Origin of the sequence: Deinococcus arcticus, assembly GCF_003028415.1 — a bacterium.
Lineage (GTDB): Bacteria > Deinococcota > Deinococci > Deinococcales > Deinococcaceae > Deinococcus > Deinococcus arcticus.
Genome location: NZ_PYSV01000008.1, coordinates 1 through 20,379, shown reverse-complemented (window position 1 = coordinate 20,379; position 20,379 = coordinate 1). Strand labels below are relative to the sequence as shown.

Annotated in this window: 18 protein-coding genes; 15 read left to right on the top strand and 3 right to left on the bottom strand. The window is 70.6% G+C overall.

Translation table 11 applies throughout. The features are described 5' to 3' along the window. Nucleotides 1–119: 119 nt before the first annotated feature. Nucleotides 120–2,432, top strand: coding sequence for a DNA polymerase III subunit gamma/tau (gene dnaX / locus C8263_RS09455; protein ID WP_107137879.1), 2,313 nt, complete (start codon nt 120–122; stop codon nt 2,430–2,432). 88 nt (nt 2,433–2,520) lie between these two features. On the opposite strand, the gene C8263_RS09450 is transcribed toward dnaX, so the two are convergent. Next, on the bottom strand, nt 2,521–2,991 hold the full coding sequence (locus tag C8263_RS09450; RefSeq protein ID WP_107137878.1) for a hypothetical protein: 471 nt from the start codon (nt 2,989–2,991) through the stop codon (nt 2,521–2,523). Nucleotides 2,992–3,211: 220 nt separating this feature from the next. Between C8263_RS09450 and C8263_RS09445 the strand changes: the two genes are divergently transcribed. From C8263_RS09445 to C8263_RS09430, 4 genes are all read left to right on the top strand, one after another. After that, nucleotides 3,212–4,756, top strand: a complete 1,545-nt coding sequence (locus C8263_RS09445; protein WP_107137877.1) for a glycoside hydrolase family 10-like protein — start codon at nt 3,212–3,214, stop codon at nt 4,754–4,756. A 75-nt stretch (nt 4,757–4,831) separates the two neighbouring features. Beyond that, nucleotides 4,832–5,326 carry a flavin reductase family protein gene (locus C8263_RS09440; protein WP_107137876.1) on the top strand — a complete coding sequence of 165 codons (495 nt, stop codon included), beginning with the start codon at nt 4,832–4,834 and terminating at the stop codon, nt 5,324–5,326. Nucleotides 5,327–5,385: 59 nt separating this feature from the next. Next, nucleotides 5,386–6,120, top strand: coding sequence for a metallophosphoesterase family protein (locus C8263_RS09435; protein ID WP_107137875.1), 735 nt, complete (start codon nt 5,386–5,388; stop codon nt 6,118–6,120). A gap of 163 nt (nt 6,121–6,283) precedes the next feature. Beyond that, the gene (locus C8263_RS09430; protein ID WP_199188364.1) at nt 6,284–6,850 is read left to right on the top strand and encodes a peptidylprolyl isomerase; all 567 of its coding nucleotides are present in this window, start codon (nt 6,284–6,286) and stop codon (nt 6,848–6,850) included. A 131-nt stretch (nt 6,851–6,981) separates the two neighbouring features. Here C8263_RS09430 and C8263_RS09425 read toward each other — a convergent pair whose 3' ends face one another. After that, the gene (locus C8263_RS09425; protein WP_233218750.1) at nt 6,982–7,662 is read right to left on the bottom strand and encodes an SRPBCC family protein; all 681 of its coding nucleotides are present in this window, start codon (nt 7,660–7,662) and stop codon (nt 6,982–6,984) included. A 119-nt stretch (nt 7,663–7,781) separates the two neighbouring features. Further along, nucleotides 7,782–8,003 (bottom strand): hypothetical protein, encoded by a 222-nt coding sequence (locus C8263_RS09420; RefSeq protein ID WP_107137873.1) that lies wholly within the window; start codon nt 8,001–8,003, stop codon nt 7,782–7,784. Nucleotides 8,004–8,185: 182 nt separating this feature from the next. Here C8263_RS09420 and C8263_RS09415 point away from each other — a divergent pair, with 182 nt between their 5' ends. From C8263_RS09415 to C8263_RS09370, 10 genes are all read left to right on the top strand, one after another. After that, the gene (locus C8263_RS09415) at nt 8,186–9,106 is read left to right on the top strand and encodes a DMT family transporter (protein WP_107138014.1); all 921 of its coding nucleotides are present in this window, start codon (nt 8,186–8,188) and stop codon (nt 9,104–9,106) included. Next, nucleotides 9,103–10,575 (top strand): ABC transporter permease subunit, encoded by a 1,473-nt coding sequence (locus C8263_RS09410; protein WP_107137872.1) that lies wholly within the window; start codon nt 9,103–9,105, stop codon nt 10,573–10,575. Before C8263_RS09415 ends, C8263_RS09410 begins: the two co-directional genes overlap by 4 nt. An 85-nt stretch (nt 10,576–10,660) precedes the next feature. Beyond that, nucleotides 10,661–11,071, top strand: coding sequence for an NUDIX domain-containing protein (locus tag C8263_RS09405; RefSeq protein WP_107137871.1), 411 nt, complete (start codon nt 10,661–10,663; stop codon nt 11,069–11,071). Continuing rightward, complete coding sequence (gene tmpR / locus C8263_RS09400) at nt 11,068–11,796, top strand: bifunctional dihydropteridine reductase/dihydrofolate reductase TmpR (protein ID WP_107137870.1); 729 nt, start codon at nt 11,068–11,070, stop codon at nt 11,794–11,796. Before C8263_RS09405 ends, tmpR begins: the two co-directional genes overlap by 4 nt. 681 nt (nt 11,797–12,477) lie before the next feature. Beyond that, nucleotides 12,478–14,019, top strand: coding sequence for a S8 family peptidase (locus C8263_RS09395; protein ID WP_107137869.1), 1,542 nt, complete (start codon nt 12,478–12,480; stop codon nt 14,017–14,019). Between the two features lie 87 nt (nt 14,020–14,106). Next, the gene (locus tag C8263_RS09390; protein WP_107137868.1) at nt 14,107–14,955 is read left to right on the top strand and encodes a serine protease; all 849 of its coding nucleotides are present in this window, start codon (nt 14,107–14,109) and stop codon (nt 14,953–14,955) included. A 101-nt stretch (nt 14,956–15,056) separates the two neighbouring features. After that, nucleotides 15,057–15,689 carry a DNA-3-methyladenine glycosylase family protein gene (locus C8263_RS09385; protein WP_107137867.1) on the top strand — a complete coding sequence of 211 codons (633 nt, stop codon included), beginning with the start codon at nt 15,057–15,059 and terminating at the stop codon, nt 15,687–15,689. A 56-nt stretch (nt 15,690–15,745) separates the two neighbouring features. Beyond that, nucleotides 15,746–16,333, top strand: coding sequence for an NUDIX domain-containing protein (locus C8263_RS09380; protein ID WP_107137866.1), 588 nt, complete (start codon nt 15,746–15,748; stop codon nt 16,331–16,333). 20 nt (nt 16,334–16,353) lie between these two features. Further along, nucleotides 16,354–16,953, top strand: a complete 600-nt coding sequence (locus tag C8263_RS09375) for an IMPACT family protein (RefSeq protein ID WP_233218747.1) — start codon at nt 16,354–16,356, stop codon at nt 16,951–16,953. A gap of 46 nt (nt 16,954–16,999) precedes the next feature. Next, the gene (locus C8263_RS09370; RefSeq protein ID WP_146160643.1) at nt 17,000–19,870 is read left to right on the top strand and encodes a hypothetical protein; all 2,871 of its coding nucleotides are present in this window, start codon (nt 17,000–17,002) and stop codon (nt 19,868–19,870) included. The last annotated feature ends 509 nt before the right edge of the window (nt 19,871–20,379 follow it).

Genomic DNA, 20,379 nt, shown 5'->3' with positions numbered 1-20,379 from the left:
ACTGGGGCAGTGAAGCGGCGAGTGGTTGAACATCAGCAGTTAAGTGCGTGCAGTCCTGGCTTCCTGTCTTTCCCACTCCCTACTCCCCACACCCCACGCCCCGCCCCGAAGAGGCACCCATGAGCGCCATCTACCAGCGGGCCCGGCCAGTGCGCTGGGAAGACGTGGTGGGGCAGGAACACGTCAAGGACGTGCTGCGCGCCGCCCTCTCGCAGGGGCGGGTGGGGCACGCCTACCTGTTCAGCGGCCCGCGCGGCGTGGGCAAAACCACCACCGCGCGCCTGATTGCCATGACCGCCAACTGCACAGGGCCGCTGCCCAAGCCCTGCGGCGAGTGCGACAGCTGCCTGGCCGTGCGCGCGGGCTCGCACCCCGACGTGCTGGAAATTGACGCCGCCTCCAACAACTCGGTGGACGATGTGCGTGACCTGCGCGAGAAGGTGGGGCTGGCGGCCATGCGCGGCGGCAAGAAAATCTACATTCTGGACGAGGCGCACATGATGAGCCGCGCGGCCTTTAACGCGCTGCTCAAGACCCTGGAAGAGCCGCCCGGCCACGTGATTTTCATCCTGGCGACCACAGAGCCGGAAAAGATCATTCCCACCATCCTCTCGCGCTGCCAGCACTACCGCTTTCGCCGCCTGACCCCCGAGGAGATTGCCGGCAAGCTGACCGGACTGGCAGCGCGCGAGGGCGTGAGCGCCGAGCCCGCCGCTCTGGCCCTCATTGGCCGCCTGGCCGACGGCGCCATGCGCGACGGTGAGAGCCTGCTGGAGCGCATGCTGGCGGCCGGCAACGCCATTACCCGCACGGGCGTGGAAGAGGCGCTGGGCCTGCCCCCCGGCGAGCGGGTGCGCGCCGTGGCGGCGGCCCTGGTGAGCGGCGATGCGGGCGCGGCTCTGCAGGGTGCCGGGGCCCTGTACCGCGACGGCTTTGCGGCCCGCACCGTCGTGGAGGGACTGGTCTCGGCCCTGGGCGCCGCGCTGCACGCCGAACTGGGCCTGGGCGGCGAACGCCTGGAGGGTGCCGACGTGCCCCGGTTGCTGCGCCTGCAAGCGGCCCTGGACGAGCAGGAAGCCCGCTTTGCCCGCGCCGCCGATGGCCAGAGCCTGGAACTGGCCCTGACCCACGCCCTGCTGGCCGCCGATGGGAGCCAGGGCGCTGGCCTGGGCAATGCCGGGGGCGCCGCCGTGCCCGCCGAGCTGACCCAGCGCCTCAACCGACTGGAAAAGGAACTGGCCAGCCTGAAAGCCGCGGGGGGGCGGTCCGGCGCCCCGCTGGCCGAGCCCCCACCCCGGGCGGCAGCCCCGGCTGGTCCGGCCCCGGTGCGCGCCGCCGTGCAGGCGGCGGCCGAAGAGGCGGGCGTGCCACTCCCCGCCCCGCAGGGCAACTGGGCCGACGTGCTGCGCCAGGCCAGCATGCAGCTCAAGGCGTACCTGAAACCGGCCCGCATGCACGCCGAAGCCGGCTACGTGAGCCTGAGTTACGATGAAAAGAACAAGTTTCATGCCAAGCAGTTGGCCGGCAAGTTTGACGAGGTGGGCGCGCTGGTGCTGCGGGTGTTTGGCCCGGTCACCTTTGAACTCGTGGCGCCCGAAGGCGGACGGCGGGTGAAGCTGGGGGGAAACCCTGACGGGGGCGCGGCGCCCCCCGCCCCCCCCAGCCCTGCCCCCCCCAGCCCTGCCCCCCACAGCCCCGCTGCCAGCGCCCCGGTGAACCGGCCGCCCGCCCAGTCCCCACCTGCCCCGGCGGCGCCCGAGATTGCGCCCTTCGAGCCGGGCCGGGGGACGCCGCCGCGCCGCGCCGCCCGTGGCCCGGAGGTTGAGCCGCTGGAACAGAACGCGCCCGCGGCGAGTGCGCCCCGGGCCACGCCGCAGCCCGCCAGCACGTCGCCCCGGCCGGCGGGCGTGGCGACCCTGCCCCCGCCGCTGCCTGAGCGGCCCCTGCCCGCACGGGCTCCCGCCGAACGGCGGGTGCCGCCCGCCAGCCCCGACGACGTGGCCCCGGCCCCACTGCCGGTGGCCGACATCCCGTGGGACGACCACGCCGCGCAGCCGCCCCGCCCCCCCGCCGATGCCCAGGGCGGCGACCGGGTGCCGCCCCCCACCGCCCGCGAGCCTTACATCGTGGAGGCCATTACCGAAGAACCCGACTGGGACGCCTTCGGAGCCCCGGTGACCGAAACAGGCCCCCCGCTGGAAGACGCGCCGTTTGCCGAATACAGTGTGCCGCGCCCGCCGCCCCGGCCCGCGCCGGCCCCCGCCGCCGTGCCCACAACGGCCGCCGCCCCCCCGGGGCGCCCCGGCGACATCCGCGCGCATCCCATGTACGAGGACATCCGGGCCCGCTTCAGTGGCCGCGTGCGCGAAATTGGCAAGAACCGCAACACACCTGCGGCGGCGGCCACCGAGGACGGAGGCGACGAGGAATAGGCGCAGCCCAGGATGAGACGCCCCGCCCCCGTCACCCCAAGCGAAAGGCCCGCTCAGATGCAGCGGGCCTCCAGACTTCAAGCAAGCTTCAGATGTCGGCGCACAGGGGGACCACGGCCAGTGCGTTGGCCTCATGCACGTTGATGTACGCGGCGGTGCTCAGCGTGCTGGTGTCCTGCAGGCCCTTGAGGGTCAGCGTGCCGTTGGGGCTGGCGGGCATGGCCATGCCGATGGTGGAGGGGGTGCCCACGATGGGGCCGCTGGAGGCGCAGTCGCCCGTGCCCGCCGGGGCCGCCGCGCCGCGCGCGTGGTAGTGGGCCACGTAGCTCACGCCGGGCTTCAGGCCGGTCATGGTCAGCACGGTGCGGCGGTCGCCCCCCGTGAGGTCCACGTAATCCACCGTGCCCGCAGCGGCTGTGTAGCCGGAGCCTGTCGTGGTGTTCAGCTGGGCGGTGAAGGTGGCCTTGCGGGTGGTCCCGGAGACATCCGGGGCGCGGTTCATGTTGCAGGAAGCCAGAGCGACCGAACCCACAAGCGCCAGAAGCAGTTGCTTTTTCATAACAAACCTCCTTGAAGTGTCAGCCGTACGGGCAGGCTAACACCGCGCCCAGCGCTGGGCCGCCGCCCCTGCCCCTGAGCCTTTCTTCATGAACTTCACATGGCTCAGCCGGTGGAATGGCCTGGGTCACGCCTCAGGCCTCTGGCCGCAGCCCAGGCGCGCCGGCAGGGTCCATGAAGGGCAGCCGGGGGGCAAATGCTCTAGCCTGCCGGACACGATCATGGCTCTCTTTCTCTCTGGCCGCGCCGCCCTTCTGTCTCTTGTGCTGGGGGTGGGTGCGGGCGCGCAGACCCCGGCCACACCGCCCGCCCCGCCCCCTGGCGCCGCGCTGCGCGGCCTGTGGGTGGACGCCTTCGGGCCAGGGCTGCATACCCCGGCCCAGGTGAAAAAAACGGTGGACGACGCCGCGCAGCTGGGCATGAACACCCTGTTTGTGCAGGCCATTCGCCGCGCCGATTGCCTGTGCCTGAAGGCCAGCGTGCCCCCGGTGTCCGACCCCGAGCTGGCGCCCGGCTTCGATCCTCTGGCAGCGGTGACGGCGCAGGCGCACGCCCGGGGCCTGAAGGTGATTGCCTGGATCAGCGTCACGGGCGCGGCCAACACCGCCAAACCCAACACCCGCCCCGGGCATGTGTTCCGGGCGCATGGCCCGGCCGCCGGGGCCGCCTCGTGGCTCTCACGCCGCCCGGACGGCAGCTGGCAGGAAGGCCGCGACGCGTGGCTGGACCCCGCCATTCCCGAAGCGGCAGACTTCATGGCCCAGGCCGCCCTGAGTCTCGTGCGCCAGTACCCGGTGGACGGCGTGCAGCTGGACCGCATCCGCTACCCCGATGGCGGCGCCTGGGGCTACGATCCCAAGACCCTGGCCCGCTACCGCGCCGAGACCGGCCGCCCCGGCATGCCCGCGCCCGGCGATCCCCTGTGGCAGGGCTGGAAACGCCAGCAGGTGTCGAATCTGGTACGGCGCATTGCCCTGGAAACCAAGGCCGTCAGCCCCAGGCTGTGGGTGAGTGCCGCCACCATCACGTACCAGACGCCGCCCGCCGACCTGGCCGCCTTTCAGAAGACGCGCACCTACGCCGACGTGCTGCAGGACTGGCCCGGCTGGATGCGCGCCGGGTGGCTGGACCTGAACGTGCTGATGAACTACAAACGCGACGCCCTGCCGCAGCAGACAGGCTGGTTTGACGGCTGGAACGCCTTTGCGCGCCGGGTGGCGGTCCGCACAGATGGCACTCCGGTGGCGGTGGCCTCGGGCACGGCCATGTACCTGAATTCGCCCGCCGTGACCGCCGCGCAGGCGGCGCGCGCCCTGAACGCGGGCCTGGGCTGGGTGGGGTATTCCTACCGCACGCCCACCCTGGACGTGTACGGCGAGCGCCAGACAGCCACCCAGGGCCTGCGGGCCGTGGGCACGCTGCTGCGCGCGCCCGGCGGCGCCCTGAACGGTGTTCAGCCCTGGACCGAGGCGGCGCCGGTCGCCCGGGGCCTGCTGGGCCGGGTGACGGGCGTGGCGGTGCCCGGCGGACGGCGCGTGCAGGCGTGGCAGGGCGGCGTCCTGGTGGCCGAGGCCGACACCGACGGGGGCGGCCACTACGGCTTTGCGGCGCTGCCCCCCGGGCCCACCGAGGTGCGGGTGGGCGGCCAGCGCTGGACCGACACCGTGCCCGCCGAGGGTGTGGTGCGCCTGCCGGACCTGCTGCTGCGCGACCTGAAGGCGGTGCCCGCCGCTCCCGTGCCGGCCCTGCCCCCCGCGCGGCCGTAGACGGGAGCGCCGGTCCGGACCGGGCGTCTGGCAGAGTGGAACGGCCTGCCCAGCCCCAGCCGGTACACTCGCCGCATGAGTGAACCGCAGCACGCAACCGATGGCCTCTCGCCCCTGGAATTCCGGCAGACGCTGGGGCGCTTTGCCAGCGGCGTGACCATCATCACCGCCGCCGACGGCACCGAGCGCCGGGGCATGACCGCCAGCGCCTTTGTGTCGGTCAGCCTGCAGCCGCCCCTGATTCTGGTGAGCGTGGACAACCGCGCCCAGATGCATGCCCTGCTCTCGCGCCCGGAGGTCACGCACTTTGGGGTGAGCGTGCTTTCGGCCGCGCAGCGGCACCTGAGTGACCACTTTGCCGGGCGCCCGGGCCCCGAGGAGCTGGTGCCCTGGTTCGAGCACGAGGGCCTGCCGCTGATTGGCGGCGCGGTGGCGCAGCTGGTGTGCCGCAAACACGAGGTCATCCCGGCGGGCGACCATACCCTGTATCTGGGCTTCGTGGCCTACAGCCGCTACACCGACGACGACCCCCTGGTGTATTTCCGGGGCCAGTACCACGAACTGGGCTAAAGGAATCCCCCGCACAATCTGACCGGGCGCCCGGCGGGGCCTGGGCTAGACTCGGGTGCATGATTCGCCTCGCCATCCTTGCGGACCTGCACGCCAATCTGGCGGCCACGCTCGCAGTTCACGCAGACCTTCAGCGGCGCGGCCTCACCGACATCTGGGTGCTGGGCGATCTGGTGGGCAAGGGCCCGCGCCCGCGTGAGGTGGTGGACTGGACGCAGGCCCACGCCACGCGCGTGATTCAGGGCAACTGGGACGCCCGGGTGGCCGGCGCCACCCACCGCCCCCAGGACCTGTGGCCGCGCAGCAAGCTCAGCCCCGCCGCTCTGACCTACCTCTCCGAGTTGCCTTACGGCATTGAGGAGCAGTTTGGCGGCGCGTGGTGGCGCTTTGTGCATGCCAGCAGCCGGGGCCTGTTTCACCGCCTGTATCCGCACAGCAGCCTGCACGACCAGCTCGAAGCCTTTGCGCCCAACGCGCAGTTTGGCCTGAAAGAGCACGCCGACGCCCTGGTGTACGCCGACATGCACGAGGCCCTGATGCTGGATGTGGAGGGCCGGCCCCTGATCAACTGCGGCAGCGTGGGCAATCCCCTGGATTCCACGCTGCCCTGCTATCTGGTGCTGGAATTCGATCCCCATAGCCCGGCCCACAGCGCCACCTACGTCCGGCTGACCTACGACCGCGACGAGGAAATTGCCGCCGCCGAGGCCAGCGACATGCCCTTTATCCGCGAGTACATTGCCGAGCTGCTGACCGGGGCGTACCAGAAGCGGCGGGCCCGGACGGGAGAGTAAGGGTAGCGCGGGCAGCGGTGAACAGCTGTCTTTTGCCGCGCCCTGCCTCCGGCGCCCCGCGCACCCTTTTTAAGGAACGGCGGTCCACATCTGGCAGGCGCCCGACACCTGCTTTGCCCGCGCACTGCCTCCCGCGCCCTGCGCACCATTTACAATGCCCCCCATGACTGACCTGTACCAGGCCGACGGCTTTGCCCCCACCCCCGAACTGGCCGCCGAGCGCCAGACGCGCTTTTCGCAGGCCCCCGAACTGGGCCAGGGCATCGAGCCCGGCAAGCAGTACCGCGCGGTGCTGGAGACCAGCAAGGGCCGCCTCGTGGTGGAGCTGTACCCCGACGACGCCCCGGTGACGGTCAACTCGTTCGCGTACCTGCTGCGCCACCACTATTACGACGGCATCAAGTTTCACCGCGTGATTGACGGCTTCATGGCGCAGGCAGGCGACCCCACCGGCACCGGCGCGGGCGGCCCCGGCTACGACTTTGAAGACGAGCCCAACGGCCACCGCCACCGGGGCAAGGGCATCCTGAGCATGGCGAACCGGGGGCCCAACACCAACGGCAGCCAGTTTTTCATCACCTTTACCGATACGCCGCACCTGGATGGCCGCCACACGGTCTTCGGCAAAGTGGTGGAAGGCCTGGACGTGCTTGACCGCCTCACGCGCATCCAGCCGGGCATGGGCGGCACCCCGGACGTGATTGAACAGGCGTACCTGGTCGAGAAGTGAGGTGATGGGTGATGGAAGCAGGTTGATGGTCAAAAGCCATCAACCTGCTTCTCTCTTCTGCCCTCCCGGCCCAAAAAAGTTGATGGCCGGAGCACCCCCGACCATCACCCATCACCTCTCAACCATCTCCGTCAGTTCTTGCTGCCACCCTCAAAGGCCGCCTTGAACTTCTGCAGGTCCTCGGCGATCTGCTGGCTGGGCTCCTCGCCAAACAGCTTGGCCACGGCCGCGCCCAGGGGGCCGGCGGGCGGGCGGTAGGACAGGGCCACGTGCACGCGGGTGCCGCCGCCGGGCAGCTCTTCAAACTGCACGCTGCCGGCGTTGTCCACGGTGGCGCCAGGAAGCGAGTGCCAGCCGATGCGCTGCCCCGGCTTATCATTCACGATTTCGGCTTCCCACTCCACGTGGGTGCCCAGGGGCGCCTTGGCCACCCAGCGGCTGCGCTTCTCGTCCAGCTCGGTCACGCTTTCCAGGTGGCTCATCACGTGGGGCAGGTTTTCCAGCTTGCGCCAGTAGTCGTACACCTGCTGGGCGGGGCGGTCAATGACCACGCTGTGCTCCACGAAAATGGGCTTGGCGGCCGCCGCGCTGCCACTCAGGCCCGCCGCCGCCATCACGGGGTCATTGCCGGTGGCGGCGCGGTAGGCGAGGTAACCGCCCACAGCGGCCATCCCCAGGCCCAGAAGCCCGCGCTTGCGCAGGCCCATCAGCAGCAGGGCGCCGCCGGCGGCCCCACTGATCATGCGGCCCTGGTCCATCCCTGCCATTCCTGTGCTGCTCTCGCTGGTGCTGTTGCTGCTGCTGTTCGTCATGATTCCCTCCGTGCGGGCAGTGTATGAGTTGGCCCGGGGCAAGCGCGTGAAGCGAGCCCCAACGAAGATTAAGGGCTCTGGGCGACTGGCGGGCCCCAGGGTGCGGCCTGGGGGGATGCTCAGGTGGTTGTGGGGCCCAGTTCATCCCCGCTGCCCGCCGAGGGGTCGCCGCTGCGGCGCTCCTCGATCTCCTGCGTGGCCGCCTGATCGCTGGCAGTGGCCGGGCCGCCCTGCAGGCTGGGGTCCAGATTGGTGTTGGCGCCGTGGGTACTGTGGTCGTTGCCGGTGTGGTTGGCCATGGTTTCGGGGGTGCTGGTCTGTGTGGGCTTGCGCTCGTCCATAGGGCCCTCCTGTGGGCCTCATCCTGAGCGGCGCGCGCCGGGAGCGGGTGTGCGGGCCCTCAGGGTCTCCTTATGCGGCTGTGGGGGCCTGGGGCCGCTGGACCAGCGCCGGCGAGGTGACCGGCGGACCTCTGGCGGCCCGGGCCGAACGCCGCGCCCCGGCGCTCTATGCTGGCGGGCGTATGCGCGCGCCTGTGCCCGGCCGACTGGACGCCCTCTCGCTGGGGGCCATTCTGGTGACCATCGTGTTCTGGGCCTCGGCCTTTGCTGGCATTCGCGCGGGGCTCGAAGCGTTCTCGCCGGGCCACGTCACCCTGTACCGCTTTCTGGTGGCCAGCGCCGCACTGGGCCTGTACGCCGTGGCCGCCCGTCTTCCACTGCCCCCCATGGGCGACCTGGGCCGCATCGCGCTGCTCAGCTTCTCGGGCATCACGCTGTACCACATCTGCCTGAACTACGGCGAGGTCAGTGTGCCCGCCGGCACAGCCAGTCTGCTGATTGCCGCGGGGCCGGTGATGACAGCCCTGCTGGCCACCCGGTTTGCCGGCGAACACCTGAATGCGCTGGGCTGGCTGGGCACCCTGATCAGCCTGGGCGGCGTGGCGCTGATCGTGCTGGGCAGCGGCCAGAGCCTGCAGTTCACCCAGGGCGCGCTGCTGATTCTGGCCGCTGCCCTGTTCACCAGCCTGTATTTCGTGTTTCAGAAACCGCTGCTCACGCGCATGAATCCGCTGCATTTCACGGTCTGGTCGCTCATTCTGGGCACGTTGCCCATGCTGATCTTCCTGCCGGGCTTTGGCACGGCGCTGGCCCAGGCGCCGCTCCCGGCCCACCTCGCCCTGGTGTACATCGGGCTGTTTCCGGCGGCGCTGGCGTACCTCACCTGGACCTTCGCCCTGGCGCGCGTGGGGGCAGCCACCACCACCTCATTTCTGTATGTCTCGCCGGTGTTTGCGGTGCTGATCGCGTGGCTGTGGCTGCGCGAGGTGCCCACGCCCCAGGCGCTGCTGGGGGGCGCCATCGCCGTGGCGGGCGTGGTGCTGGTGAACACGCGGGGCCGCCCCGTGCCGGCCCCCACCCCCCCGGCCGAGGTCCGGGTATGACCCCGGCCCATCCCCCGCTGGCCGTGCAGGACATCACCGTGCGGCTGGGCGGCGAGGTCATTCTGGACGGCGTGACGCTGGACGTGCAGCGCGGCGAGTTCCTGGCCCTGATTGGCCCGTCCGGCGGGGGCAAAAGCACGCTGCTGCGGGTGCTCGCCGGACTGCTGAGGCCAGGGGGGGGCACGGTTCACATCGCCACGCCGCCCGCCCTGGTGTTTCAGGACTACCGCCTGCTGCCCTGGCGCACGGCGCTGCGCAACGTGGCCCTGCCTGCCGACCTGGGCACCGGCGGCGGCCTGGCCCCCGACGAGGCGCTGAAGATGGTGGGCATGGAGGCGTATGGGCCCTACTTTCCCGCGCAGCTCTCGGGCGGCATGCGCGCCCGCGTGGCGCTGGCCCGCGCCCTGGCCCAGAGCGGCGACGTGCTGCTGCTGGACGAACCCTTTGCGGCCCTGGACGCCCTGGTGCGCGAGCGCTTCAACGCCGAGTTGCGCCACCTGCACGAAAAGACCGGGCGCACCACGGTGCTGGTCACCCATTCCATCCGGGAAGCGGTGTGGCTGGCCGACCGGGTGGCGGTGCTGCGCGGCGGTAAGATCGTGGAACTGCTGGACACGCGCGGCGAGGGCCGGGTGAGCGCCTACACCGACGGTCTGGAAGCGCACCTGCGCGCCGTGCTGGGCACCGGCGACAGCACCCGCCTGCGGCTGGGCAGCCGCCCCGCGCCCAGCCGCGCCTGGGTGCTGCCGGTGGCTGCGGTGGCGCTGGCCCTGGCGCTGTGGACCTGGGGCGCGGCGCGACTGGACCAGCCCTTCTTGCTGCCCACGCCCGGCGCGGTGTGGCAGGAAGCGGTCAGGACGGCCCCGGCCCTGGCCAGCGCCTTCTGGGTCACGGTGCGCACCGCGCTGCTGGGCACGCTGCTGGGCGCCCTGGCCGGCGTGCTGATCGGCTACCCACTGGCCCGGTGGCGGGCGCTGGAACGCTTTCTCAGCCCTTTTCTGGTGGCCTCGCAAAGCACGCCCATCGTGGTGCTGGCGCCGCTGCTGGTGTCGTGGCTGGGCTTTGGCTTCTTGCCGGCGCTGGTGGTCTCGGCGCTCAGCGCGCTGTACCCCATTCTGGTGGCCACCCTGGTGGGGGTGCGCGAACTGGAAGCCACCTACCACGAACTGTTCAGTTCCCTGCGCGCCACGCGCTGGCAGCGCCTGACCCGGCTGGAATTGCCCGGCGCTCTGCCGGTGCTGCTGGGGGGCCTGCGTCTGGCGGCCAGTCTGGCCCTGATTGGCGCGGTGGTGTGGGAATTTGTGGACCCCAATCAGAAGGGCCTGGGGCTGGCCGTGCAGGTGGCGGGCGTGTACCAGAACAAGGCCGGGCAGTTTGCCGCCATTGCCCTGCTGGTGGCCTACGGAGTGCTGGTGTACCTGCTCATTACCGGGCTGGAGCGCCGCGTGATGCGCCGCCGGGGCCGGTAGACGGGCGCGCGGGCGCCGGACGCTCTGAAGACTCTATAGGCATTCATCCTCTCTGCCGCCCGGGCGTCCCTGTACTCTGGCCGCCATGAACAGACCGCTGGTGTGCGTGGGGGCGCTGGTGTGGGGCCCAGAGAACCGGGTGCTGCTGGTGCGCACCACGAAGTGGCGTGGCCTGTGGGGTGTGCCGGGCGGCAAGGTGGAGTGGGGCGAGACCCTGGAAGCGGCCGTGCGGCGTGAACTGGCCGAGGAGGTGGGCCTGCACCTGAAAAACGTGCGTTACGCCCAGACCCAGGAAGCGGTGCTGAGCGAGGAATTCCACAAACCGGCCCACATGCTGCTGGTGGACTTCTTTGCGGCCACCGACGACACTGCCATCACCCCGAACGAGGAAATTGCCGAATGGGCCTGGGTCCCGCTGGCACAGGCCCCCAGCTATCCGCTGAACACCGTGACCCGCACGCTGGTGGCCCTGGCCGCCCAGGCGGCGCGGGCATGAGGCCCGCGCGCGGCACGGCGCTGGTGACAGGCGCGGCGCGCGGCATTGGGCGGGCCCTGGCGGTGGCGCTGGCCGGGGAGGGCTTTGATGTCGCCGTGCATTACCACCGCAGCGCCGCCGATGCCCAGGAAACAGCGGCGCTGTGCCGCGCCCGGGGCGTGCAGGCCCTGACCCTGCCGGCCGACGTGACCGTGCCGGCCCAGGCCCGCGCCCTGGTGCAGCAGGCGCACGGCGCCTTTGCCGGGAGCGGCGGGCTGGCCGTGCTGGTGAACAACGTGGGCAACTATATTCACCGCCCGCTGCTGGACCTGACCGATGAGCAGTGGGCCGACATGCTGGGCAGCAACCTCACCGCCACCTTCGCCACCTGCCAGGCGGCGGCGCCGCTGCTGCGGGCCCGGGGCTGGGGCCGCATGGTTAACCTGGGCTATGCAGGCGCGGCGCAGCTGGTGGCGCGCCCCGGCATCGTGCCCTACGCCATTGCCAAGGCGGGGGTGCTGCAGCTATCGCGCTCGCTGGGGCAGGTGCTCGCGGGCAGCGGGGTCAGCGTGAATGTGGTCAGCCCCGGCGTGATCGAAACGAGCGTCAGTCAGCCGGTGGCTCAGATTCCGGCGGGCCGGGTGGGCACCGTGCAGGAGGTGGTGGACGCCGCGCTGTATTTCGTGCGGGCCAGCGACTACGTCACCGGCCAGGAACTGGAAGTGGCCGGCGGCTGGAATCTGTAAAGACCAGCACTCGGGCGCCGCCACAGGCAGAACCGGCGGGGTGGCCTGCCACAGGACGCGGTGCTGGCACCTTCTCTGGACCTGAAGCTTTCGGCTGTCTTCAGGTAGTCCTGAACTCGCACACCCCCTGACTGCCGCGGGTGGAGCCTCAGGCATTGGCCGAATTCGGAAGCCGTGTCAACCGGGCCTATAGAGCGGCAATGAACAGCAACAGGGCAAGCTCCAGCCCCTCTGCACGCCGCAAGGCTGCTCATACAGGGTGAGGACACCTGTCCTTTCCCTCACCCTAAACCGAGAAAAAGACACGGTTTCTGAGGATCATTCCCGCCGTAAGTTTCAATTGCCAATTCAAAAGGCACTCTACCTTGCGGAGAGCAGGCTCCTAGACAGGCGAGTATGTGAGAAACATGAGGATCAACTCATCTGTTCGAAGGCACAAAACACCCGTCTCTTTATTCGGGACAGAGCGTTTTGCGCTTGCAGCGGGACGGAAGCCTTCATTTTGAACTCAGGGTGTACCAATTCTCTGTCAGAGTTCTGTCATTCATCCAATGGCAGTGCGGGATGCGTATGATTTGCAAAGTTCCCAAATTTACTTGACAGAAGCGCCCGGCCGTGTCAGCGGTTCGTGGATGTTGTCGCTTCGCTGCTCAGGCCGTGGAACAGCCCAGGAGGTTTCCCATGAACGCACGTCTTGCTTCCTCTGCCCTTGGTACCCTTGCCCTGACCCTGCTGCTGGCCGCCTGCGGCAGCCAGACCGCCACCCCCCAGGCCAGTGACACGGCCCGTACCCGCACGCTTGCCCCCCTCCTGGGCACCAGCAACCCCGAGGCGATTGCCGGGCAGTACATCGTGGTCTTCAGCGAAGGCGCCGCAAGCAACCTGAGCGCCCAGAGCGCCAGCGGCCTGATTCAGAGCCTGAACCTCGACCCCCAGGGCGTGACCATTCAGCACATTTACGGCGCGGCCCTGAACGGCTTTGCGGCCAAGCTGAGCGAGCAGAACCTGCAGGCCCTGCGCAGCGATCCCCGCGTGAAGTACATCGAGCAGGACGGCGTGATGCGCGCCACCGCCACCCAGACCGGCGCCACCTGGGGCCTGGACCGCATTGACCAGCGCAACCTGCCGCTGGACGGCAACTACGTGTACAACTCCACCGCCAGCGGCGTGAAGGTGTACATCATTGACACGGGGATCAACACGGCGCACAGCAACTTTGGTGGGCGCGCGGTTTGGGGCACGAACACCACAGGCGACGGCAACAACTCCGACTGCCAGGGGCACGGCACGCACGTGGCCGGCACCGTGGGGGGCAGCACCTGGGGCGTGGCCAAGGCCGCCACGCTGGTGGCTGTGAAAGTGCTGAACTGCCAGGGCTCCGGCAGCAACTCCGGCGTCATTGCCGGCGTCAACTGGGCCGTCACCAACAAGGGCAGCGCGACGGCCGTGGGCAACATGAGCCTGGGCGGCGGGGCCAGCCAGGCCGTGGACGACGCCGTGAACAACGCCGCCAGCAAGAACCTGATCATGGCTGTGGCCGCGGGCAACGAGAACCAGAACGCCTGTAACGTCTCGCCGGCCCGCGCCGCCAGCGCGATCACCGTGGGCAGCACCACGAACACGGACGCCCGCAGCTCCTTCTCGAACTTTGGCACCTGCGTGGATATCTTCGCCCCCGGCAGCAACATCACCTCCACCTGGATCGGCTCCACCTCCGCCACCAACACCATCTCCGGCACCTCCATGGCCTCCCCCCACGTGGCGGGCGCCCTGGCCCTGCTGGTGGCTGGCGGCAACACCACGAACAGCGCCGCCACCAGTGCCTTGATCAATGCTGCCACCACGGGCAAGGTGACGGGCGCGGGCACCGGCAGCCCCAACCGCCTGCTGTTCACCGGCACCGGCGGCACCACGCCGCCCCCCACGGGTGGCACCACCACCTACACCGGCAGCGTGTCGCGGGGCACCTTCAGCTACCAGCCCGGCACGGCTGGCTTCTCCTACGCGGGCGGCACCCTCAAGGGCAACCTCAGCGGCCCCTCGGGCACCGACTTTGACCTGTACCTGCAGCGCTACAACGGCTCCTCGTGGGTGGATGTGGCGGCCAGCGAGGGCGCCAGCAGCACCGAGGCCATCACCTTCACGGCCAGCAGCGGCACCTACCGCTGGGAGGTCTACGGCTACTCCGGCTCGGGTTCCTACACCCTGGTTGAAACGAAGTAAGTCCAGCCGGGAGGCGTCTGCGTGACGCCTCCCGCTGCTTTGGGCCCCCCCTGCCGCCTCTCTCCTGCGCCCTTCCCGAGGTCTGTCATGTTCAAACCCCTGCACGCTCTGCTGTCGGCTGTCGGTCTGCTCGCCCTGTCTGCCTGCTCCACGCAGGCCACCCCCGACGCGGCGGTGCTGCCCCAGGAGACGGTCACGGTCACCGGAACAGAAAAGGCATTTACCGATGATCTGAGCAGCCAGATTGTGTATGGCGTGGTGACCAACGTGACCAACCGGCCGTACCAGGTCAGCGTGACGCCCAGCAACTCCATGAGCGGCTGGTGCGGCGGCACCCTGATCAGCTCCACCTGGGTGCTGACGGCCGCGCACTGCGTGGACGGCTACAGCGCCTCGCAGATGCGGGTGCGCGCGGGCATCAACGACCTGACCACCAGCACCGGGCAGCTGCGCACCGCCGCGCAGATTGTCATGCACCCCAGCTACAACCGCAGCACCAACGCCAACGACATCGCCCTGGTCCGGGTGTCGGCGTTCACCCTGGGCAGCACCGTGCAGCCCGCCGCCCTGCCCAACAACGCCACCGAAAGCGTGCTGGACGTGAACGGCAAGTTCGCCGTCGTCAGCGGCTGGGGCAAGACCGAAACCGGGTCTTCCAGCCCGCGCGCCCTGCGTGAAGTCAGCATTCCCATCACCCCCACGGGCAGCGACTGCGGCAGCCGCCCCGCCAACACCATCTGCGGCAAGTACTACCAGGGCAAGGATTCCTGCAACGGTGACAGCGGTGGCCCGCTGGCCGCGCGCTACAACAACAAGTTCTATGTGCTGGGCGCCGTGTCCTACGGCCCGGCCGAGTGCCGTGGGTACGGGGTCTACACCCGCGTGAACGGCTTTATCAACTGGATTTACAGCTACACCGGCATCAGCGCGCAGTAAGCGCCGCCCTGCCCCCGCGCCCCCGGCTCCACACGGCCGGGGGCCCTGCTTTGTGGTGGGCAGGGCTGTGGGCAGAGCCTGCCCCGCCGAAAATGGGGGCGATGCCTGTTCTGTCCCCTGTCCTTGCGCCCCTGACCACCCACGCCGGGGCCACCGCCCACCTGTCGCGCGATCCGGTGATGGCGGCCGTGATCGCGCGGGTGGGCGAGTTGCCGGTGTTCGCCCCCACGACCAACCCTTTTGCCACCCTCATCCGCAACGTGACGGGCCAGCAGCTGAGTGTCAAGGCCGCGGCCACCATCTACGCCCGCCTGGAAACGCTGCTGGGCGAGGTGACCCCAACCACGCTGCTGGACGCAAACCCCGAGGCCCTGCGCAGCGCCGGGCTCTCCTGGGCCAAGGTGCGCACCGTCCAGGCCATAGCCCAGGCAGCGCACACCGGCACGGTGGATTTCGCGCACCTGGGCACCCAGCCCGACGAGGCGGTGATTGCCGCCCTGCTGCCGCTGCCCGGCATAGGCCGCTGGACCGGCGAGATGTTTCTGATGTTCGGCTTGGCGCGCCCGGACGTGTTCAGTATGGGCGACCTTGCCCTGCGCCAGGGGCTGACGCGGCTCTACCCCGGCACGCCCGCCGCCGAGGTTCTCTCCGGCTGGCAGCCCTACCGCACCCTGGCCGCGCGCTACCTGTGGGCCGAGGGCGCACTGAACCGGGGCGGCGGGGCGCCGGTCTGAAGGCCCCGCCGCCTGCCCGCCCCTGCCCCGGTGCTCTCCCCTGCTAGCCTGCGCATATGCCTGAACACCCCAACTGGGCGACCCTGACCGAGGACGAGACCCAGCCGTGGCAGACCCTGGAATCCCGGGTGCTGGTCACGGGGTTCCGCACCGTTTTTGAGGACCGGGTGCGCCTGGACAGCGGCGTGGAAACCCTGTACCAGTACCGCCCCCGGGGCCCGCGCGCCGTCTTCGTGCTGCCGGTCACGGCGCGCGGCGAGGCGGTGCTGATTCGACAGTACCGCTACCCCCTGCGCGCCACCGTGACCGAGGTGGTGGCCGGCGGCGTGGAGCGCGGCGAGGACCTGCACGCCGCCGCCGCGCGTGAACTGCAAGAAGAGGTGGGCGGCGCAGCGGCCGAGTGGCTGGCGCTGCCGGGCTTTTACCCCCAGCCCAGCATCAGTGGGGTGGTGTTCTATCCCTTTGTGGCCCTGGGCGTGACACTGGGGGCCCCGGCGCACGAGGCCACCGAGACCATTGAGCGCGTGGTGCTGCCGCTGCGGGACGCTTACGAGCTGCTGGAGCGCGGCGGCATTCAGGACGGCGCCAGCAGCCTGACCCTGTGGCATGCCCGCGCGGCGCTGCAGGCGCGGGGGCTACTCTGAGCGAAGAGGCCCCTGCCAGAGTGCCCCCGCCCTACACCACCCTGGCGGGCCCCTGGCGCGAGGACCTGCTGGTCGAGAACAGCGAATTTCTGGCGTTTGCCGAGCGGGCCGAGACCCCCGCGCAGGCCCTGGCGCAGCTGGCGGCCCTGCGCGAACGTTATCCCGGCGCCACCCACCACTGCTGGGCCTACCGCATAGGCCCGCTGCAGCGCTTTCACGACGATGGCGAGCCCGGTGGCACGGCCGGCGCGCCGCTGCTGAAAGTCATAGACGGCCAGGGCCTGGACCATGTGATGGTGGTGGTGGTGCGCTTTTACGGCGGCGTGAAGCTGGGCACCGGGGGACTGGCGCGGGCCTACAGCGGCGCGGCGGCCGCCTGCCTGCGCGCCGCCCCCAGGATCACAGTTCAGCCACGCCAGACCCTGCGCGTTACGGTGCCGTTTGCTCACCTGGGCCGCCTGTACCACCTGCTGGAAGGCTGCGGAGCCACGCGCGGCGAGGAAACCTATGGCGAGGGCGGCGTGACCCTGCTGGCGGAGCTGCTGCCCGGGGACATCGCCGCTTTCACGGCCGCGCTGCAGGGTGCCACCCGCGGCGAGGCCCACGCCGACCTGACCTGATCCCCCCCCTGCCCCCCCCGGCACGCTACGATGGGCACAGCTCTTCATGTCCAGAACCTCCGCTCCTCCGAACGCCAAGGGCCGCCCAGCCGCCGCTGCGCTGCGGCTGCAGGCCCTGGGCGGCCTCTCGATGGGCGAGTTTCGCAAGGTCAAGTCGCTGCTGCTGCCTGTGATCGTGGCCCTTGAAGGCCCCACCACCCGGCGCCACCTCGCGGCGCTGCTGTGGCCCCGCGCGGCCAAGCCTGAAGTCAGCCTGCGGGTGGCGCTGCACGCCCTGCGTGAATACTGCCCCGAAGCGCTGTGGGGCGAGGAACGGCTGTTCACCGCCCTGCCCTGCGACGCCGCCGAGTTGCTGACCCTGCGCGGCGAAGCCGCCGCCCAGGCCTACACCGGCGCCTTTTTGCCGGACCTGAACGTGAGCGATGTCTCGGCCGAATTCGAGGAGTGGGCCGAACACTGGCGCCAGCGCCTGGCCCGCCACGTGCAGAGCGAGGCCCTGCTGCTGGCCGAACGCAGCGAACCCGGCCGGGCGGCCCACTGGGCCCAGCGCGCCTACGACCTGCCCGGCGCCCCCCCCGCCGAGCCCGATACCCTGCGCCGCCTGCTGGCCCTGAGCGCCCCCGCCAGCGCCCTGGAAGCGGCCCTGCGCACCGAACTGCGCGAATTGACCGGCCGCCGCGCCACCGACGGAATGCCCAGTGCCCGGCGCGCCCCGGCGCCCGCCCGCATGCTGGGGCGCGAGGCCGAACTGGATACCCTGCTGGCCTGGGCGGCGCCGCCCGGTGGAGGCGTGGCGGTGGTGACCGGGCCCGGCGGCATCGGCAAATCCACGCTGGCGCGCGCCCTGCTGCGCGAACTGACGGTGCTGGGGCGCACCGTGTATCTGGTGGACACAGAGGGCGTGGCAGGCGCCAGCGAGGTGGCGGCGCGCCTGGGCGCGGCGCTGCCCGGGTTGGCGCCCGGCCGCGCCGACGACTGGCTGGCGCTGGGGACGGCGCTGACCAGTGGCAGCGTGGTGCTGCTGGACGGCCTGGACAGCCTGGAAGACCCCGAAGAACTGCGCGGCCACCTGACTGGTCTGCCGCAGGTGCGCTGGGTACTGACCGGGCGCCGCTCCCGGCTGGGCCGCGCCCCGGAGGGCGACCTGCTGCTGGCCCTGGGGGGCCTGGAACGCCCGGCCCCCGAAGCCTCGTGGCTGGACACCTCTGTGTGCAGCGCCGTGCAGGTGTTTGTGCGCGAGGCCACCCGGGTGCGGCGCGACTTTGCCCTCACCCCGCAAAACGCCGGGCTGGTCGCCAGCCTGACCCGGCGCCTGCTGGGCCACCCGCTGGCGCTGACCCTGGCCGCGTCGTGGCTGCGGGTGGAGGACCTGCCGGCGGTGCATGACCGGGTGCTGCAGGACGCCGGCGCGCTGCGCACCGAGGGCGGCGACGGTGACGGGCGGCGCGGCCTGCAGCTGGCGGCGGCGCGCTCCTGGGCCATGCTGAGCCCGGCCCTGCAGGCAGCGGCCCTGCGCCTGAGCGTGGGCGCCGACGTTGACCCCGCCGACGCCCCGGCGCTGGGGGTGAGCACCGAGGAGGTGGACGCCCTGCTGCAGCACGCCTTTTTAGAGGCGTACCAGCCCGGGAGTGAACGGCTGCGGCTGTACCCGGCCCTGGACGGCCTGCTGCGCGAACAGGGTCAGGCCTGCCCCGAGCTGCTGGACGCGGCGCGCGAGGCCCACGCCGCGTTTTACCTGCAGCGCTTTGCCGGGCGCGCCCCGGAAGACCCGGCCACCGACCCCGAGCGCGGCAACCTGACCCTGGCCATGCACACGGCCCTGCGCGGCGGTACCCTCACCCCGGCGCTGGCCGAGCACCTGCTGGCCCACTATGACCGCCGGGGCATGCACGCCTCGGGCATGGAAACCCTGCTGGGCCTCAGTGAATGCGCCGATGAACTGCGGTCCCCGGACGCGGTGCAGGCGGCGCTGCAGGTGGGCTGTATGTGGCTGGCCTACCGCGCCGGCCGGCTACTGGACGCCCAGACGCTGGCCGGGCTGTTCTTGCAAGGGCCCCTGGCGGCCGACCCGGGCAGCCGCATGAAGGTGCTCAACACCCTGGCCTCGGTGCGCGGTGAACAGGGGCAGATGCGCGCCTCGGCCGAACTGCTGCGCCAGGCCCTGCGCCTGGCCGGGCAGCTGGGCGACTCCATGCGCGAGCGGTTCTACCGCATGAATCTGCTGACGGTGCTGTCCTTTCTGGGCGAGGAGGAGGAACTGGGCCAGCAGATGGCCGAGGTGGAAGCGGGCCTGCCGGGCCTGCCAGAAGCCCACGCCTGGCCCCTGCGCGAGCGGCTGCTGGCCCTGCGCACCCACATGACCCGCGCCGATGTGCCCGCCCTGCAGGCCGAGGCGCAGGCCCTGGCCCAGACCGGGGCGCGCAGCGGCGAGGTGCGCCAGCAGCTGGCGGGCCTGCTGTGCGGCGCCCGGCTGGCCCTGCGGCTGGGGCAGTGGCGCGCGGTACAGGAGGCGCTGGCCGAGGTCAGGCGCGTGACTGCAGCGGTGCAGGACAACACCGCGCCGGTGGACGTGCTGCTGCTGGAAACGGGGCTGGCCTACGCCCGGGGCCGCGCGCCCCAGGCCCGGCGCGCGGCCCGGCAGGCCCTGCAGCAGCCCCGCCTGCGCGAGAATCCCTGGAACCTCACCGAACTGCTGCTGCTCACCGCCCCCGACCTGTACCGGCAGGACCCCGCCGGCACCCTGGCGTTCCTGGGCGCGGTGGCCCAGGCCCCACACCTGCACATGCAGCAGCGCCGGCAGGCTGCCGAGCGGGCCCGCACCCTGGGCGGCGACGGAACGCTGGACACCGCGCCTGCACTGGACCCGGCGGCCCTGCAACAGTGGCTGCGCACTCAACTGGGGGACATGGAGCGCTGAGGGCCTGTGCAGCCGTACCTTTCATACGGCTTCCGAAAAATTCCGTAACACATTACGGAATTTTTTCGACCGGAGGGCGCAAGAATAAATGCGGATTTCCGGGAATTGGGCTGGAACAGCGCCGAAGGCGGGGAACATCCCCCTTCTTCCCGGATGTGACGGACATGGACGGCAGTCCGTATCAGACCCCCAACGTCCGGTGTGACCCCGCTGCAGACGCTCGATCAGGGCGGACAATGGGCGCAGGCGGGCCGGGAACCCCTGCTGACCCCGCCCCACACGGCCTGCCATCTGTGGCGCCGACAACGCGGAACAGCGGGCGGCGGGTGGCGTGCCGCGCCCCTCGCGCTGCTCGGTTGATCTCAAGATCAACAGCGGCGTACTTAGAGCATTTGTCATAAAGACACTGATGGATGAACATGTTTGAACCAGCCGTGAATATCACTCGGTGTGACGGCATCCAGTGCGGCAAACACCGCCTGAAGCAGTTCGTCCACCTGTCGGCAGTC

Bases quoted from the DNA above. Each gene is read 5' to 3' on its own strand.
- dnaX (WP_107137879.1), top strand. From the start codon at position 120: ATGAGCGCCATCTACCAGCGGGCCCGGCCAGTGCGCTGGGAAGACGTG.
- C8263_RS09410 (WP_107137872.1), top strand. From the start codon at position 9,103: ATGACCCCGGCCCATCCCCCGCTGGCCGTGCAGGACATCACCGTGCGG.
- C8263_RS09445 (WP_107137877.1), top strand. From the start codon at position 3,212: ATGGCTCTCTTTCTCTCTGGCCGCGCCGCCCTTCTGTCTCTTGTGCTG.
- C8263_RS09385 (WP_107137867.1), top strand. From the start codon at position 15,057: ATGCCTGTTCTGTCCCCTGTCCTTGCGCCCCTGACCACCCACGCCGGG.
- C8263_RS09390 (WP_107137868.1), top strand. From the start codon at position 14,107: ATGTTCAAACCCCTGCACGCTCTGCTGTCGGCTGTCGGTCTGCTCGCC.
- C8263_RS09450 (WP_107137878.1), bottom strand. From the start codon at position 2,991: ATGAAAAAGCAACTGCTTCTGGCGCTTGTGGGTTCGGTCGCTCTGGCT.
- C8263_RS09420 (WP_107137873.1), bottom strand. From the start codon at position 8,003: ATGGACGAGCGCAAGCCCACACAGACCAGCACCCCCGAAACCATGGCC.
- tmpR (WP_107137870.1), top strand. From the start codon at position 11,068: ATGAGGCCCGCGCGCGGCACGGCGCTGGTGACAGGCGCGGCGCGCGGC.
- C8263_RS09380 (WP_107137866.1), top strand. From the start codon at position 15,746: ATGCCTGAACACCCCAACTGGGCGACCCTGACCGAGGACGAGACCCAG.
- C8263_RS09435 (WP_107137875.1), top strand. From the start codon at position 5,386: ATGATTCGCCTCGCCATCCTTGCGGACCTGCACGCCAATCTGGCGGCC.
- C8263_RS09405 (WP_107137871.1), top strand. From the start codon at position 10,661: ATGAACAGACCGCTGGTGTGCGTGGGGGCGCTGGTGTGGGGCCCAGAG.
- C8263_RS09370 (WP_146160643.1), top strand. From the start codon at position 17,000: ATGTCCAGAACCTCCGCTCCTCCGAACGCCAAGGGCCGCCCAGCCGCC.
- C8263_RS09440 (WP_107137876.1), top strand. From the start codon at position 4,832: ATGAGTGAACCGCAGCACGCAACCGATGGCCTCTCGCCCCTGGAATTC.
- C8263_RS09430 (WP_199188364.1), top strand. From the start codon at position 6,284: ATGACTGACCTGTACCAGGCCGACGGCTTTGCCCCCACCCCCGAACTG.
- C8263_RS09395 (WP_107137869.1), top strand. From the start codon at position 12,478: ATGAACGCACGTCTTGCTTCCTCTGCCCTTGGTACCCTTGCCCTGACC.
- C8263_RS09415 (WP_107138014.1), top strand. From the start codon at position 8,186: ATGCGCGCGCCTGTGCCCGGCCGACTGGACGCCCTCTCGCTGGGGGCC.
- C8263_RS09425 (WP_233218750.1), bottom strand. From the start codon at position 7,662: ATGACGAACAGCAGCAGCAACAGCACCAGCGAGAGCAGCACAGGAATG.